This window comes from Comamonas sp. MYb69 (assembly GCF_037479315.1).
Classification (GTDB): Bacteria; Pseudomonadota; Gammaproteobacteria; order Burkholderiales; family Burkholderiaceae_C; genus Comamonas.
Genome location: NZ_JBBGZG010000008.1, coordinates 102,230 through 118,307 on the forward strand (window position 1 = coordinate 102,230; position 16,078 = coordinate 118,307).

At 50.7% G+C, this 16,078-nt stretch carries 15 protein-coding genes; 6 read left to right on the top strand and 9 right to left on the bottom strand.

Features of this window, described 5'->3' with window-relative positions:
• Positions 1-5: 5 nt before the first annotated feature.
• The 8 genes from WH303_RS12690 to WH303_RS12720 form a co-directional block, all read right to left on the bottom strand.
• Positions 6-5,336 carry a tape measure protein gene (locus WH303_RS12690; RefSeq protein ID WP_339518885.1) on the bottom strand — a complete coding sequence of 1,777 codons (5,331 nt, stop codon included), beginning with the start codon at positions 5,334-5,336 and terminating at the stop codon, positions 6-8.
• Positions 5,337-5,416: 80 nt separating this feature from the next.
• Positions 5,417-5,707, bottom strand: a complete 291-nt coding sequence (locus WH303_RS23740) for a zinc ribbon domain-containing protein (protein WP_445228281.1) — start codon at positions 5,705-5,707, stop codon at positions 5,417-5,419.
• A gap of 930 nt (positions 5,708-6,637) precedes the next feature.
• Positions 6,638-7,090 (bottom strand): hypothetical protein, encoded by a 453-nt coding sequence (locus WH303_RS12695; protein WP_339518887.1) that lies wholly within the window; start codon positions 7,088-7,090, stop codon positions 6,638-6,640.
• Positions 7,083-7,652 (bottom strand): hypothetical protein, encoded by a 570-nt coding sequence (locus tag WH303_RS12700; protein WP_339518889.1) that lies wholly within the window; start codon positions 7,650-7,652, stop codon positions 7,083-7,085. The genes WH303_RS12695 and WH303_RS12700 overlap by 8 nt, the downstream gene beginning before the upstream one ends.
• Positions 7,652-7,900, bottom strand: a complete 249-nt coding sequence (locus WH303_RS12705; RefSeq protein ID WP_339518891.1) for a hypothetical protein — start codon at positions 7,898-7,900, stop codon at positions 7,652-7,654. Before WH303_RS12705 ends, WH303_RS12700 begins: the two co-directional genes overlap by 1 nt.
• Before the next feature lie 158 nt (positions 7,901-8,058).
• Positions 8,059-8,544, bottom strand: coding sequence for a hypothetical protein (locus WH303_RS12710; RefSeq protein WP_339518893.1), 486 nt, complete (start codon positions 8,542-8,544; stop codon positions 8,059-8,061).
• Complete coding sequence (locus WH303_RS12715; RefSeq protein WP_339518895.1) at positions 8,525-8,818, bottom strand: helix-turn-helix domain-containing protein; 294 nt, start codon at positions 8,816-8,818, stop codon at positions 8,525-8,527. Before WH303_RS12715 ends, WH303_RS12710 begins: the two co-directional genes overlap by 20 nt.
• The gene (locus WH303_RS12720) at positions 8,815-9,585 is read right to left on the bottom strand and encodes a BRO-N domain-containing protein (protein ID WP_339518897.1); all 771 of its coding nucleotides are present in this window, start codon (positions 9,583-9,585) and stop codon (positions 8,815-8,817) included. The genes WH303_RS12715 and WH303_RS12720 overlap by 4 nt, the downstream gene beginning before the upstream one ends.
• Positions 9,586-9,719: 134 nt before the next feature.
• On the opposite strand from WH303_RS12720, the gene WH303_RS12725 reads away from it, so the two are divergent.
• The 6 genes from WH303_RS12725 (at position 9,720) to WH303_RS12750 (ending at position 15,243) form a co-directional block, all read left to right on the top strand.
• The gene (locus tag WH303_RS12725; protein ID WP_339518899.1) at positions 9,720-10,220 is read left to right on the top strand and encodes a helix-turn-helix domain-containing protein; all 501 of its coding nucleotides are present in this window, start codon (positions 9,720-9,722) and stop codon (positions 10,218-10,220) included.
• Positions 10,221-10,325: 105 nt separating this feature from the next.
• The gene (locus WH303_RS12730) at positions 10,326-11,387 is read left to right on the top strand and encodes a hypothetical protein (RefSeq protein ID WP_339518901.1); all 1,062 of its coding nucleotides are present in this window, start codon (positions 10,326-10,328) and stop codon (positions 11,385-11,387) included.
• 139 nt (positions 11,388-11,526) lie between these two features.
• Complete coding sequence (locus WH303_RS12735; RefSeq protein WP_339518902.1) at positions 11,527-11,919, top strand: VOC family protein; 393 nt, start codon at positions 11,527-11,529, stop codon at positions 11,917-11,919.
• Between the two features lie 22 nt (positions 11,920-11,941).
• On the top strand, positions 11,942-12,745 hold the full coding sequence (locus tag WH303_RS12740) for a hypothetical protein (protein WP_339518904.1): 804 nt from the start codon (positions 11,942-11,944) through the stop codon (positions 12,743-12,745).
• 27 nt (positions 12,746-12,772) lie between these two features.
• On the top strand, positions 12,773-14,521 hold the full coding sequence (locus WH303_RS12745; RefSeq protein WP_339518906.1) for a P-loop NTPase fold protein: 1,749 nt from the start codon (positions 12,773-12,775) through the stop codon (positions 14,519-14,521).
• 170 nt (positions 14,522-14,691) lie between these two features.
• The gene (locus tag WH303_RS12750; protein ID WP_339518908.1) at positions 14,692-15,243 is read left to right on the top strand and encodes a hypothetical protein; all 552 of its coding nucleotides are present in this window, start codon (positions 14,692-14,694) and stop codon (positions 15,241-15,243) included.
• 337 nt (positions 15,244-15,580) lie between these two features.
• On the opposite strand, the gene WH303_RS12755 is transcribed toward WH303_RS12750, so the two are convergent.
• Entirely contained in the window at positions 15,581-16,075 is a 495-nt protein-coding gene (locus tag WH303_RS12755) for a hypothetical protein (protein WP_339518910.1), read from the bottom strand.
• Positions 16,076-16,078: the final 3 nt, after the last annotated feature.

A 16,078-nucleotide genomic window follows, 5' to 3' on the forward strand; every position in this document is an offset into this window, starting at 1 on the left:
CCCTTTTAGGCCATGTTGGCGACACGCATGGCGTTGCCGCCCTCTGTGACCTGGCTGATGTCGCTGCTGGTGCGGCGACCATATTCGGCGCCGGCCGCCGTATTTGCGTTGATGGCTTGAAGCTCGGCGCGCAAAGCCTTGACCTCTTGCACCAGCTCTGCATTGCCGCCCCCCTGGGTGTTCAATGCAGCCATCAGCGCCCGGTTGTCAGCCGCAGGGATGATCCGTTCGCCCTGGTGGATGTTCGCGGTCATGTCACGCGGCACGTAGTTCGTGCCGATGGCAAACGATGCCCGCTTACGCCACTGGTTCTTCTCGGGGTCCCACTCAAACTCGCCGCTGGTCTTGAACCGCTCGAACTCCGCAAGGGAGTAGCCATTGCTGTTCATCTGGCCGGTGCTGTTGTAGCTGGTCTGACCGGCTGGGGTCTGGCCGATCTCTCCATTGCTGAAGATGGCCCGGCCGTCTGCCGTGAGTCCAACCACCGTGACCCGGTTCGATCCAGCGACTGTGCCGCCCAAGCTGCCACCACCCGTGGGGGTGTAGCCCGGTGTAGACCCGCCACCCAAACCAGCCTTGGCCGCTTCTTCCTGGCGGATCCGCTCCTGTTCCTTGGGGTCCAGCAGCTTGTAGAGCGCATTCACAGCGTCAGTGACGCTCATCGTCGCATCCACTTGCTCTTCGCCGTATTCCTTCCAGAACGTGAGCGTGTCGTCCAGGCGCTTGATCTGCGCATTGGCCAGGTCGATCTGCTTTTGAGCATCCGACTTCGCCAACTCTGCATACCCGCCGAGTTCATCCAACTGCCCTGCCAGCACCTTCTTGTCATAGTCAAGTTCCGCCTGGGTGGCGTAGTTATCCATGACGAGGCCACCGGTAGCCGCTTCAATGGCCGACTTGGTGGCGTCGAGGTCCGACAGTCCCCCACCCTTACGGGCTCGGTCCAAAGCCTGCTCGATGTACACCATGCCAGCCGCAGCCGACCAGCTTGCGCTGTCCTCGACCGAATCGCGCAGCGACTTAGCCGCATTGGTCACCAGGTCGAAGTAGCTCGATGCCTTGGTCAGTGAGTCCTTGGCGTCTGCGGAGAACTGATTCCAGTACTCCTTCTCACGGGAGACAGCGGCTTCCAGGTTCTTCATCGCCAGGTCTTTGGCAGCCTTTTGCGCTGCCGCCATCTCTGCAGCCAGATCCTCAGCAGCTTGCTTGGCTGCGGCGTCGCTCTTGGCCTTGTCCTCGGCGTTCCACACTTCAACCTGCATGCGCACCAGCTCAGGGTCCTTGTATTTCTCAAGTTCCTTCAACTGCTTTGCACGCTCGAGCTTCGTCGCCTCGTCGTCTTTGCCCTGGGCGCGCAAGAGTTGCACGTTCAGGTCTTCCTTCATGGCGGCGATGTTCTCGGCAGAGGTGTAGACCACATCGAACGAATCAGCCAAACCGATCATTGCCGCGTACAGCTTGCGGCCCGCCTCGGTGGACAGGTCGATCCCGTTGATGTACTCCCGCAAGGCATCCCGGCTGGTTGGCATCGATTCCACGCCAAGCTTTTTCAGCGCCTCATTCAAAAGCCGCGTTTGGTTCGCGACCTTCTCCTGATCTGTGTAGAACTTGTCGTAGTAGTTGCTGGTTGCCGCGGCGAACTTGTCTGCTCCGCCAAAGGCGTCCATCAACTCCGAGGCCATATCAGCACCGGCCAGGCTCACGTCATACAGGGTGTCCCCGATGGCCTTGAACCACTCGTTTGCCAGCGTGATCGAGGTGGACAGGCGGGTGAGCGCTTCAAGCTGGGTTTCCCCGGCCTGCGTGTACTCGTCCGTCGTCAGCACCAAGGCCCCCATCTGATCAGCGATCTTCTGGAACTCCTCCTGCAGCTTCTTGGTGGCTTCCTCTTCGCTCAGGCCCTTGAGGTTGACCTTGATCTTGGCTGTAAAGCCATCCAAAGCCTCACCACCCAGGCCCACAGCCCCCGCCATGGCACGAATGGATTCATCCATGCCCAGGAACTGCTTGCCCAGGGCAGAGCGCATTTCCTCGGGCATGTCCTCGTAGGTCGTCTTGTTCGACCGGAACAACCCACCCTTGTAGTACTTGTACAGACGCCCTTCAAAGCCACTGTCGCCGCCAAAGGTGCCTTCTACACCCGACTCCTTGAGCTTGCGGCCAAACAACCCGTTGAAGATGTCACCGCCGAACAACAAGCCAATCCCAGCCAGGGCCCAGCCCCACCCGGGGATAGCATTGAGCATGCTGCCAAAATTGGCTCCAGCGCCCATGGCCCCCCCGGCGCCCATTGTTGTGGGACCCATCATGCCGACTCCAAGGGTTGCACCCTGCATGCCTGCGCCGAATGCCCCAAGCGCGCTTGACCCGAACAACGAACCAGCAGATGCGATGGTAGACCCCAGGCTTGCGGCCAAGCCACCAGTAAACATGGAGTACATGCTGTAGGCGTTGCTTGCCATGCCGATGGCGCCACTGCCCCCAGAGGCAGCCTGTGCAGCAGCCCCTCCACCACCACCGAACATACCCATGAATGAGCCAACCAACTGCACAACAATTGGACGTGCAAACATCTGGTAGATCTGGTCTGCCACCTGGGTCTTGAACGTCGTGGTTAGGCTCTTGGTGAAGCTCTTCCAGCTACCTTCATTTCCGTTGAGCATGTCGGCGAAGCCCTGCGAGAAGATTTGGTCGTACTTCTGCACCTGCTCGTTGACATACTGATCTTGGATTTGGCTCAACTCGCCCTGTAGCTTTATCGCGTTTTCAATTTTCGCCTTATCGATCAGGTCGCTTTTACGCAACTCGTTCTCGATAGGATCAAGTGCGAACGATCCCTTGCGAATCTCCTGGATCTGCTTTTCTAAAGAAAGCTCGGACTTTCGCTGTGCGATTAGCTTGGCGCGCTGGACCTCTTCCATCCCCAATAGGGACATCCCATACTGCTGCAGTTGCAACTCTTGGCGGGCCGCGTTGATGCCTTCGTCAAACTTGCGGCCCTGCTCCAGATACACCGATTGCATCAGCGCTTCGGTGTAGCGTTTTTGCTCGTCTGCTGCCTTGGTCATGGCTGCAAGCATCTCTGGCGTCCAGGGGCCGGAATTCTTCAGGTTCTCTGCTGCGGCCTGCTTTTGAGCTAAGACCATCTGCTCGATAGCTACCTTGGATTTTCCAAAGAAGCCGTTAGCAGCTTCTTGCTTGTCGGCCATATCACCGATTGCGTCCGCTGTTTTGTAGATGCTGTCTATGTACTTGCGGAAACCCTCCTCAGCATCAGCCTGAGCCTTGACCTGTTTCTCAAGCTCAGTCCGGGTTTTTTGTGCCTCCTGCCACGCCCGAGCCTCGGAAAGTTGGCCTTCAAGATTCGCCTTGGTTCGCTTATTGGTAGTTCCGGCAATTTCCTCCTGCAGCTTTCCTACCAACCTGTCAGCTTCAGTGAGTCCTTTCGCAGCAGTGCCATGCTCCTGAAGGCGTTTGATCAACTCCTCTTCAGCAAGAATCCGTGCCCGAATATCGGATACAGCCTTCGCCTGGGAATCTACGCCTTTCGTGCTGCTTTTCTTCTCGGCGTACTTGTCCTCGATGTTGGAGATCTCGGTTTTAAGCGCCGCCTGCAGCTTCAAGATCGCATTGGTATCGCCTTCAGCCTTCGCAACCATTTCAGCATTGCGCTTACGCGCCTTGCCGATCTCCTCTTCGCGAATTTGGGCTTTGGTTTGGCGAGCATCCTCCAGCAGGTACTTATCGATGTCTGCCGCGTTCTGACGCTGGCGGGGGATGATTTTGCTATTACCCATCCCCTCGGTGTAAGCATCTGCCAGCCCACCTTTAGCCAAGTTGTCCTGCGCTATCTTTGCTTCGCGAAGCTTCGACACCAGCCTATCCGCGTGAGCATAGGCCTCTCGCAACATGAGGTTAGAGGACTTCTTGGCTCCTTGAGCTTCAAGAGCTGCCAGTTCTTTTTCCGCACGGCTGAGCTGATTCCCGACCTCTTGAGCCGAGTAGGCAAAAGCATTCATGGGGTTGATGAATTTGGCTACTTGGCCCCCACCAGCCAGCATTTGCCCCCAGAATCCATCCCCTTCGGCTTTCGCCATGCGCATCGCATTTGACACCGAGTTCATGCCATCGGTCAGAATTGCATACTGACCTGCCATGAATTCCGAAACTCCAGAGTCGCCGCCCACCTGCTTGAGCGTCAACCATGAGTTAGCCATTCGGTTTGTCGCGGCATCAAGGCGATCTGCCGCCTTCTCAGCCGCACCACCAAAGTCCTTTTCCAACTGCGCAGCGAATTTAGGCAAGAAGTCGTCAGCGACCACCTGCCCTTGTTCAAGCATCTTGCCCAGTTCAGCAGTTGTGACCCCCATCGCCTTTGCAGCCGACTGGAACGCACCAGGCAGCCGCTCGCCCAACTGCCCGCGTAGCTCTTCGGATTGCACCGTGCCTTTCGAGATCATCTGCTGCAAGGCCAGGAGAACACCACTGGTGTCAGCTGCGCTCAACCCCAGCACAGCAGAAGCCTTCGCTACAGACTCGAATACTGCCCCCGCCTTGGCGCCCTCCAAGGCTGTCCCACGCGCCGCAGCCTGAAACTGACCATAAGCAATTGCAGTACTCTGAAATTCCAAACCCAGCTTATTAGCTGTTTGTCGGATCTTCTCTATCTCTTGAGTTCCATTGCCACCGGTGGCATAGTTCAGCGTCGTCTGCAGGCGTTGTGCCGCTGCTGATGCTTCATACATCGCAGATGTTGCGCGGACGGTGTAGCTGACCAAAGACGATCCGACCAGAGCCTGGATACCGACTGTTGTCAGCCGGATAAACGAATCGTTTACCCCGGAAACGGCTGCCTGTTCCGCTTTGATGGCATCGATGCGCGCTCCCATGGCACGCGCTATCTCTTGCGTACCTTGGCTCATGCCCCTCTGTGCGGCACGATACGCCTCCATCTCCCCCCTCGACAGGCGTAAACCGCTGGCCTCTTCGGCCAGCTTGCGGATAAATTTCTCTTCCTCTGCAGTTACGCCCGCGAGTGCCCTAGCCAGGCTAGCCGTGTCGGTAACAGCCTCTCGTGCAGCTACTCCGGCAGCATTCAAGCCGGCTGCAGCCTTTTGCGCCGACTCTCCAGTCCTTTTAAGGCCGTCCCCAGACCCCGACGCCAAGTCGGCAAGGGACTTGGCTACCCGCTTGCTTTCGGCTGCAATCCCGCTCATAGATTGCTCTACCTTTGGCCCTTGGCGAGCGAGATCCCCAAGCGCATTTGAGGCTTTCAGGACTCCTTCGGTCTCGACCTTAATTCCGATGGTTGCTAAATCTGTCATGAGGTTGGCCACAAAAAAGCCTCTGGGCTCGCGCCGAGAGGCTTACAAATGAAATTGCCCGCACTAAGCGGGCAACGATGGATCAATAAGAATTACTGAGGGATAAGGGATGCCCCACAGTGTTTACATTTCCGAGCTTCTCGGCGCACTAACTCTTTGCAGTCGGGACACTTCACATGTGTATCCGGCGTGATAGGGTCCCCCAGCTCATCCCTCGGAAGTGCTGCTGCACCGCCCGGAGACATGAGCGCAACGATGATCGCGCCAATCAGTGGCGACAGGAAACACGAAATCAAAAAAGCTCCCACGCCCGAGCGTCCCTTCTTACTCGCCCAGACGCCGACCAACGCACAGAAAAACAACCAAACGACCAAATACTCCATGTACCCCTCCGTGAAGATGGGCACATGTTAGCAAAGGTCAACGCATCAACTCCTCCCTGAACTTGTCAGAGTGCGCATACGTGAAACCCTCGCCTGCGCCATGCTTCATCACCATGGTTATGACAAGCCATTTATCGTTGAGAGAGCTGAGGCTATCGATGGGGATGAGAACAGTGGAAGGGGGCAACTGCTTGCTCTCGCCGCGTCGGATCCTGTATGCACTGGGAACCAACCCAGACGATCTAACTGGCTCCCATTGCCCTTTCTCGTTGCGTCCAGCCACAGAAACCTTGAAGCCAATAACGTCCGTTGGCTCAACGTGCTTATCGCCCTGCCACATCACATGTCGATCAAGGCGTACTGTGAGAAACGGGCCCGTCCTTGAGACCGTTCCAGTTGCGGTGGAATTGAGTTTGAAGGCGTCACCAGGTGAGGTGAATGTCACCGGTTGCTGTGCAGATGCGCTTATCGCAGTTGCCGCGATAACCACCCCACCGAGAAATCTCCACATACTGCCCCTCGCCTGAAAGATTTATGGTGAGTACCAATTTATTGTCTCATGCCTGTCAAGCCCTCCATGACCCCAGAATCGAGTTCCGAGATCAGCTTGAGTCAGTCAATTCTCTCCAAACACTACTTGCCAAAAGCATCGACAAGCAACCTCTATCGAAGACGCTTGCCGCCGTTTTCGGCCCATACCGAGCCCGAGCCCACCTTGCCTTGCCATGGCATAGCTCAGCGCACCAAGTGATGCTGATCGCATCGGAAAGCACTCTCTAGTGAAAATGCTTCCCGCTGTTGACAGCCCATACCGTACCTGGCCATGTCATACCTGAGCTCAGCTCGCCAGAGCGCACCTCATCAGACCTCGCCGAAGGCAACGATGCTTTCGCATCCGCAAGCCTACTCTGCAATAGGCTTGCAGCTACGTTAGCGGAGCTGCTTTCGGACTGTTCCCCGTAATAACGAAAGCTTTGCCTGTGCATCCAAGTTGACGCGCCGCTGATCAAAGGTCAGCTCCGTATGTCGAACATTCTTTAGACGCGATCCAGCCTGCCTGAATACTCGTCCAGCATCTCGCTCGAACTCCCGCAGTGTTGCTTGAGTTTGATCGGCCGGCGGGCACCAGCGATAGCCCTCACCCCTAACTGATTGCAGCAATACCTGATGGTCATGGAGCAACGCCGCCTTGAACCCTTCGATGCTCGCCAGCCATTCGAACTGCCTTGCCTGGAATGCAACTGCCGACATGTGCGCATCCGGTACAGGCAGCCCAAACCGCGCAACCAACCAACTATGAGGAACGATATCGCCGTACTTGAATTCAGCCAGGAAGTCATGGACTGCCTGCCTCCAATTGGGGCTGATCTTGACCTCAGACATAGCGCACCTCAAAGCGGCCAAAGCGCGGGCGGTACTCGCAAGTTCCGATGAGTGCGCCTCCATCCTCAATAGCCTTGCGCGCCTCCTGTAAGTCAAGCACATCAACATTGATCGCAACGGTCAGCTCAGCAGCCCAACTCATAAACACAGGGCGATATCTCATGATCTTTGAACTGCCTACCTTCACGCCCCTGCAGTCCACATTGCTTGGACTTTCCCATAGCGCATCCGGCGTTCCAGGACCGTCATGCAAGAGCTTCACATGGTTCTCCAGCACCAAGGCGCCACGCTTCCAATGCACGCCCAATTTCTGCAGCTTTGCGCCGCCAAGGAACGTCGCATCGAGGTTCGCGCCGGGAACGTAGAAACCAGTCTCAGGACTCCAGTAGCAGCCACTGATGAACTCGCTCTTCGCTATGGCTAGATGGTCATCCTCAGTTTTCTTTCGCTTCCCCGTCATCTCTTTGTGAAGCTTCGTAGCGGGGTTTAATGGGTTGGCCAACGTGTCCGCATGCATCATCAACGGCGAAGTGCCGGTGATGCGGATTCTGAGTTGTTCCATCATTGATCCCCTCTCGCGCCTCCATCAACCTGCTCAGCCAACTCCAATGCCTCAAGAACTTCAGTGAAGCCTGTTTCAGCTGCATGCAGGTTGCGCCATGCGGCAGTGCCTTTATCCGGAAAGGCAGCAGCAACAAGTGCGATCGTTGACTGGATGCGGGTGTGCATGAACGAAAATTCATCGAAATCCAACGGGAGCGCGCCCTTAAGCTGTTGCACACCCTCTCTGACGAGATCAGTTGCGTTCACATGCGCTTGCCATTCGTCTCTCCAGATGCCTGGCTCACATGCGTGTTGTATTGCGCTCTCCAGTCGATCCTCAAGCATTTTGCAAGCCAAGAATTGAATCTGACTTGGAGAAGGCAAGCTGAGAGGTTTAGACGTAGCGGTAGTTCTGCGCTTTGCACTCATGCCACACCTACTTCCGCATAGTGCAAGATGTCAGGCACTTGCTGAAAAAATTGAGCTGCATCTTGCAGGGTGCGCCCATACCAGCTGGAGGGGCGGCTAAATGAAGCCATCGACAGATTGACCACCGAAGAAATCTTGTACCACTCGCTGGCGAAAGCGTCAGCAGTTGGGAACATCTTCCCCGACATCGCCTGAACGCGCTCCGAGACCAATTCGATGGCCATATCGACACTCACATCCGCATCAAGCCAATCTGTATCTTTATTCCGAATGCTCTCCAACGACTCCAGCTTCTTCGTCGCTACCGCTAGGAACATGGTCGCCACTTGATCTAAGGTGGGCCTGGCTTGCGCCGCGTTGGGGGTTGCTGTAACATTCATAGCGAGTCCTTCGATCCCTTTGATTGATTCACCAGAAAGCCCTTGCGAGTTCGAGTCGCCGGGGCTTTCGCCTTTTTGTGGCTTATGAGCACCTTCGAGCAAGCTCTGCTACCAGAGCTCCTGTCGAAATTGCCGCCCAGTTCACTAGTTCTATCGGCACATCCTTGCTGACATCTGGATCAATGCTCCAATCGCCTTTGATTCCGAGAGCACCAGCAAGGCGGTACTTCGCATAAGGTCTTGGCTCGTTAACCCCCGTTTCGTAGCGACTAATCTGCGCCGCCGATATGCCGCTCCTTGCGGCAAGCTCTGATTGCGTCAATCCGGCAATTGCCCGCGCCCGGATCAGCCGTTGAGCAAACTCTGCAGAAGTCATGCTGCCTCCTTCTGCTCCCCCAGCATTGGGAGCACGTTGCGCGACCATTTCATCTGAGTTATCGGCACGCCGCTGTTGTGCTTCTTGCTGGTGTCGAAGAGCCGGCAGAAATCACGACCAGCATCGGTTGCTTCCCATTTCTCGCCCATCTTCATCTGCAAGCCTGACTCTGCAAGAAGGAGGTTGACGCCGCGAGCACTTGTGCCAACAAGCTTGCCCAGCTCGGTAGGCGTGTACCACTGGCTGTCTTGATGCTCTGCTTCTAGTTGACCTTGGCCCAACTGCTGCAGCAGGTTGATGTTGGTCATCGAATAGATGGCCTGGTTGGCAGAGATGGCAGCAGCGTTCTTGTCGCATCCCAGAAGACGAGCAACACGTACCAGGGGCGCAAAAGCCTTGGCTGCCTCAGCAGTTGCCTTAAGTGGCGTCAGCGAGCCCTTGGCAATGTAAGAGCCAGTCTTGCGGATAGAGGGCAGCACATCGTGCGTCACCCAGCGTTTGAAAGGCTTCGCTTCGGGCTTGATGCTGGCCAGGATCGCAGAGTACAGGCCAGACTCATTGATGGTGATAACCCGTTGTTTCCCTCCAGGGGTCTGTACAAGCTGCAGACCCTTTTCATCCTCATCAAGTGTGCGGGTCATTGCACTGGCTTCCGAATAGCCAAGCACATCGGCAATCTCTTTCCCAATGAACGAGGGCTCTCCGCGGTCATCCAGCAGGACGGTGATGTGGTGGTCTTGAAATTGGAATGGGACGATGTTGCTCATAGGTGAAGCCCTTAAGTGATAACACTGCGGAACTGCAATGTCATAAAATGCACTCATCATTGTTGTGTAACGCTAAGTGCATGGGACGTATATTACAGCGTTTTATGTAATTTGCAAGCGTTGTAGTTCTTTTTATGCAAAATTCCAACTTTCCCCAACGCCTCAAAGATGCACGCGTATCAGCGGGCATCAGCCAAACGGAACTCGCACAAAAGGCGGCTGTCGCGCCAGGCCAAATCAACCGTTATGAAGCAGGCAAGAACATGCCCCGCGCGCACATCATTGCTCGCTTAGCAACTGCGCTAGGTGTTTCAATCGAGTGGTTGATGTATGGCACGAAGGACCCAACAACCCATCACGGCGACGTTTTGGATGTAACGGTTCAAAAACTTCCAAATGGAGGCGCAGAAGTCACCATAGACATGGACGAAGAGACCCGGGACCTGTTCCAGGCGGCGGCGCACGCACGTAACATGTCCATCAGTGACTACCTCAGAGAGTCACTGATCGGTGAGGCTAAAAGGCGTCTAAAAGAAGAGAATGGCAGCAATCTAGAGCCAGGGGATATCGATGAGATTGCTCAGAAGGTAAAGAAACTTCTTCTTGAAGACGGACTGACGGTCAAGAAAAAATAGAGGTCTATCTTGAGATGATTGTTAAAACGGCATCAATTCATTTATCAAACATAAATATAAATTCAGCCGATTAATTTCACCAGAAAATCAATAATCTTAAAAAACATGCACACCTTAGAATTTAAAAATAGAATTTCAATTTTTCTAGATGAATCCGAGCAATTTAAAGCATTCATTGATGGATTACATACCCTTTCCAGTTATGCCAATGCCATGGATCAATTTTTAAAACTTATTCCGAAAGGAAGTGCGCAGTATAGCAATTCTGGGACAGGCCTTCACAGTCATTTGGCAAACACAAAATCAGTAATTGCGGGAATCAACAATCGTCAATTCTTCAGATCCCTAGAAGGTTTCCAGAAGTCGCTGTTAGCATTCGAGCCTGAGAATAAAGACCCAACATCTTTAATATCAACAGTCGAGAGAAGCATCGAAAATTTTTCCGATGTGTACGACCATTTTTTATCACATCAGAATCCTGATAATGCATTACCACTTATCCTAGCAGCGCGTGAATTGAACACGCAAATCTCGGTCCTATATAAAGCATTTAGCTTTTTTGAAGACAAACTTATTGAGCAAGCAGTTCCTGGATCCTCTGAGTCTAAATTAACTGTAATACTCCCTCAGCACCTAACTTTGAAGGATTTCGCAAAAAAACTATTAGCCATACAAGAATTATATTCAGAGCTATGCATGCTGATGGCGGTATCCGAAGCCTCAGAGCCCCTTCGGATTGCAAAAATCGAATCTGGCAGCCTCTGGGCAATGGTCATTGGTGAAACACGAATTATTAATTTAATGACTTCGTTTCTAGAGCGTACAGCAACCTGGGCCTACCGAAATTACACTAGCGAAGGAAAAATCACAGCCATCCCTCAAAAAGTTGAAGCAATAGATTCATTGCTGGGATTAAGCAAGCGTCTAGCAGAACAAAATATTGATACAACTATAATTAAAGAGCATATATCAAAATCTGCAGTCGCCCTTTCGAAAAATCTATCGGAGATATTGGATGGTCAGCCAAGCATAACCATAAATGATCAAACCATATCCGTAGGAACTGAATCGCATAAAAACTTTATTAGCAACCACTCTACTTTGCATCTCTCAAGAGATACGCCGTTAGGAGAAAAAGAGTCTAATGAGAGTCCGCCGATGCATTAACTCTCCTCCGCGACTTGACTGAGCGCCTCGAGCTCTTCAAAATTGCTGAAGCTAGCCAGTAGCCCAAGATCGAAGCGGTAAAGGAATCTGGAACCTCTAAGCCCTCTGTCAAAAAATAGGCATGCTCCACACACAAGAAATGAAGCTCAGCTACACCATCATCTACGTCCCGCAGGTTTCCAAGTCGCTGGAGTTTTTTGAGAAGGCGTTCGGGCTCCAACGAAAGTTCCTGCACGAGTCTGGCGACTATGGCGAACTGGTCACGGGTGAAACCACCCTCGCCTTCGCGTCGCACGAACTGGGCCACGCCAACCTTCCCAAAGGCTATGTAGCAGCAAGTGACTCACTCTTGCCTCTCGGTGTAGAGATTGCATTCACAACCTCCGATGTTCATTCCGCGTTCGAGACTGCGATAGCCGCCGGCGCCAAATCCATCAAAGAGCCGGAGGTGAAACCTTGGGGCCAAACTGTCGCTTATGCCCGCTGTCCTGATGGGACGCTAGTAGAGCTGTGTACACCTATAACTAACTGATAACGCTAATCCCTCTACTGCCATGTTTGACCTCGCTGAATTTTTTAACTCCAATTTAGGCGTCGCTCTAATTGGTGGCTTTTTTGGCTCGGCTGGAGGAGCGTGGGGCGCTCAATATATTGCGATGAGATCGCTGCGTCACAAAGATGTTCAGCAAGACCTGAAGCACTTGAATGCTGCAACGCTACTGGCAATGCAGATTGCAAATTCTGCACTTGGTTTAAAAAACCAGCATATCCTTCCGCTATGCCGTGACTATGACCAGCAACTTTCAGACTACTTAAGCGAACGACCAGTATTACACTTACTGGAATCTGACAGATGGCAATTTGAACTCAACCTGGAAAATCTGCCATCATTCAGCCCTTCGGTACTTCCTCTTGAAAATATCATAGTATCAAAGATCTTTGCAACAGGCAGGGAAATATCAGCCGTTTCGGAGTTGATCGACAGCATAAGTCGATACAAAAGTGCCATAGACACTAGATTCGAAGCAATAAAGAAAATAGAACCACGAATGCAAGAGCCCGACGTATTGGCCCTCTACTTCGGACTTCCCCAGACGAATGGCATCACAGACGCCACTTACAAAACGTCTATCGAGGCTTTAGGCGAATACCTCGACCAAGTAATTTATTTCTCAGTTACGCTCAGCATCGACCTCTCGGCGAGAGCCAAACGACTGGTGGATACAGAACATAGTCTCTTTGGCTGCAGCAAAAGGCCATATATTGTCAGTCCAGACTGGCGAAGTGTTATGGACAATGGACTTGTACCCAGAGCTGAGAACTTCCCGCGCTGGACAGGTCAGTTCAAAAAAATCTGACTTTTCATTATTACCCAACAGATAAAAATGACACCTTCAAAAGTCACTGAAGCTTTAGATGCATTCTTAAACGGAGATGATAGAGTACTGGTAATTCGGGGAGGATGGGGAGTAGGAAAAACTTATTTCTGGTCAAATTACTTCAGCAACCGAAAAGATGAGAATCAGATTAAGCAAGTGGCTTATAGCTATATTTCTTTATTTGGCAAATCATCGCTATCTGAAGTGCGCGCTTCAATATTCCAAGCAGGCAGATTGATTACGAGCGAGGACAGATTGAAGAAAGAATTTGAAAAGACATATTCAGAATCAACTCGTCTTTTAAACCTTGCACCATGGCTACAACCCACAACAGTAAAAACAAAAGGTTTCCCAATGCTAGGCTGGATAAGCAGCATAGCAAAATCAGCACCATACACTGATAAATTCTCCGGTCTGATCGCCACTTTGGAATATAAACTTGTTAATAAATATTTGATTTGCATAGACGATCTTGAGCGCAAAAGTAAAGATCTGTCCATCCGAGAAATTATGGGTCTCATCGATGAGTTAGCGACCCAGAAGCAATGCAAAGCAATTATATTGTTCAATGATAAATCGCTAACCAGGGATGATGAAGAAGAATTCCAACAATACCGTGAAAAAGTTGTAGATATAGAAATAGAATACGACCCCAGTCATACTGACGCATTATCAGCCGTATTTTCCGCTGATCTTCCAGAGTTCCAGCAAATTGCCTCGATTACCCAAGTTCTAAAGATTACAAATATTCGAGTACTAAAAAAATTAAAAAGGGTAATGGATTACTTCAAGGATGCACTACTGGAATCTGACCCAATTATTTTTAAAGAATTTAGCACCCATGCCGCCATAATTGTTTGGGCACACTACATGCCCACTGAAGCCATAAACTACGAACTTCTTAAGAAGAGACTAAGAAGCAATCCATGGGAGGGATTCCTCCCCAATAACTCATCGGAAGAAGACAATCGATACTCAGCCATTTCACGAGAATTAAATATTAATAAATCAATATTTAGTGACTTTATTATAGAGTATCTCGAAAAAGGTTACTTAGACATGGATGCCGCGAAAGCAGAAGTGACCAATCTCAAATCAAAAATTGAAGTACTCAGAGCGCACGAGGAGTTGAGCAAAATATGGAGCGAGTACTCTTCCTCATTTAATGATGACGGTACATCCATCCTGGATAAGTTTGAAACCTCTGTCGCCAAAAACATCAAACAAATTGAATTGAACCAATTTTCATCGTCGATTGAAATAATTCAAAATTTAGGCGGAGATATAACCAACTCAATTACTAATTATGTGTTATTGCACAAACAAAAATTAGAAACCATGCACAAGGAAGAAGTCTCTCAAATCCGCTTTCTACCACTAAGAGAAGCAATAGAAAAAATACTTAAAAAAAATGATTCCAGGAACATCGATGAAGTGATATCTGCCATCTGCACAAATAGGGATATAAGCCCAGAAAATGTTGCCTATCTTTCATCTATTACAGAGGATGAATTAAAAGAGTGGATGCTAACAAATCCAGATGACATGTTTAAAAAAATAAGCAATGGGCTTCTTTTCTTTGGCAAGCTTTTGGGCAATGATGATAAAGAGACAGAGAAGTATACGCGGATATATGAAACAACCAAAAAAGCTTTAAAATCGATCGCTTCGCAAAATAAAATCAACCATCTGCGTGTGACGACCTTATATGGAATCGAAATTAACAGCAATAACACAAAACATTTACCACAATGATTGTAATTTAATTATGTTGAAGTTTTGCCCGCGAAATGCGTGAGCCCATGAAAAAGGCCCGCCGAAGCGAGCCATACAATAGTAACTTTACTAAATTGGAAAATCTCTCCTGAAACCCTAGTGGATCTGATGATCAGGAGTGATATCTAGCCTACCCTACCCAGAAACACATGACTAAACTTGTACAAAGAGAATCGCAATGGATTTCCGATGAGGTTAAGATTAATTACTATGAATGCGGATCATTTGGGTGCGTATTCTTCGATGACGAGGGTTTTGCAATCAAGGTTTTCAAAAATAAGAGCAATGTTTCGCGCAATCATATAGAACAGGTATTTAAATTCGAAACTGATGCTTATGAATTAGCAATGCAGGATAGCGACTTAAAAAAAATTGTCCCAACGTATCACGGCAAACTTCTTTGCGATAGCGTGCACGATTCAAAAGGAAATGATATCTCTAATAAATTCCACCTGGATTTGGCATACAAAATGACCAAGCTTAGCGGGAGATTTGAAAAGAAATCAATTGAGGACGAATTAGTCCGCAAAAAATTCGAAAGCGCAGGTATAAATCACATCAGCGATGTTTCAATTGCTACAGATGGCATGAATATAACAGGCGTAGTTGACTTTGCCACCCAAGAAATTGAAATAATGGCTGACGATGTTCCTGATTATTTTACAGAACTTATTCAAGACCCCTTACCTAAGAAGTATTAACATACTCATACATCTACTGTAGCAAGTTTTGCATCTGTATAGCCAGGATCCCTGTCGATTGACCGATGGGTATCCAGCCGAAGTAAGAAAGCTACATTTCCCTTGACCAAGTAGCTCAGCTTATGCGATTTATTGCGCGTAACGTCCATTGTGAAGATTGTGGGCTTAACGCCCTTCGATGTTACTGAATGAGGTCTGCGAGCATTAGGCAAGAACTCTCGCCCAAAATCCTCTAAACATTCGATAGCGCAGAGCTTCAAGTCTGGCGACAAGGACTCAAAGTCCTTCATGAATCGGTCCGACATCTTCACCGATAACCCGCCACGCACAACCATTGCTAAACTTTCCTCTTCAGAAAGTTAATAGCCGCGTCGAGGCTACCGAAGCTCCTAGACTTGCCTGCTTCGATCTCCATTTCGGCCTGGGCGCTCATTACAGCCCATCGCATTTCTTCAGAGTAATCGAATAGCTTTGTGGCTGCAGACTTTACCTCTCTCGCAATTTCAAGGACTGCCGGGTTCCCAGTAAGAGAAGGCTTTACGGAGTACTGCAGACCTGCCTGCAAGAAGTCGATGGCAGCCAAGAGGTCTTTCAGATCAGCAAGCGAGTACACCCAATCCCGATGAAAGCGCGGCAATTTCACGCTAAGCAGATAGCGAGCATATTGACCCAAACGCTCAATCTCCTGCTTATCCTCAGCACTCCTCAACGCTGCGAGTGCGGTTTCAAGCTCTAAAGAAAAGCCTGAACTACCACCTCCATCAGTGCCAATGGATGCAACTGCCAATAGCTGGGCATTGCGGATTTCTGGAGGTGATAGGACTTCACTCATGAT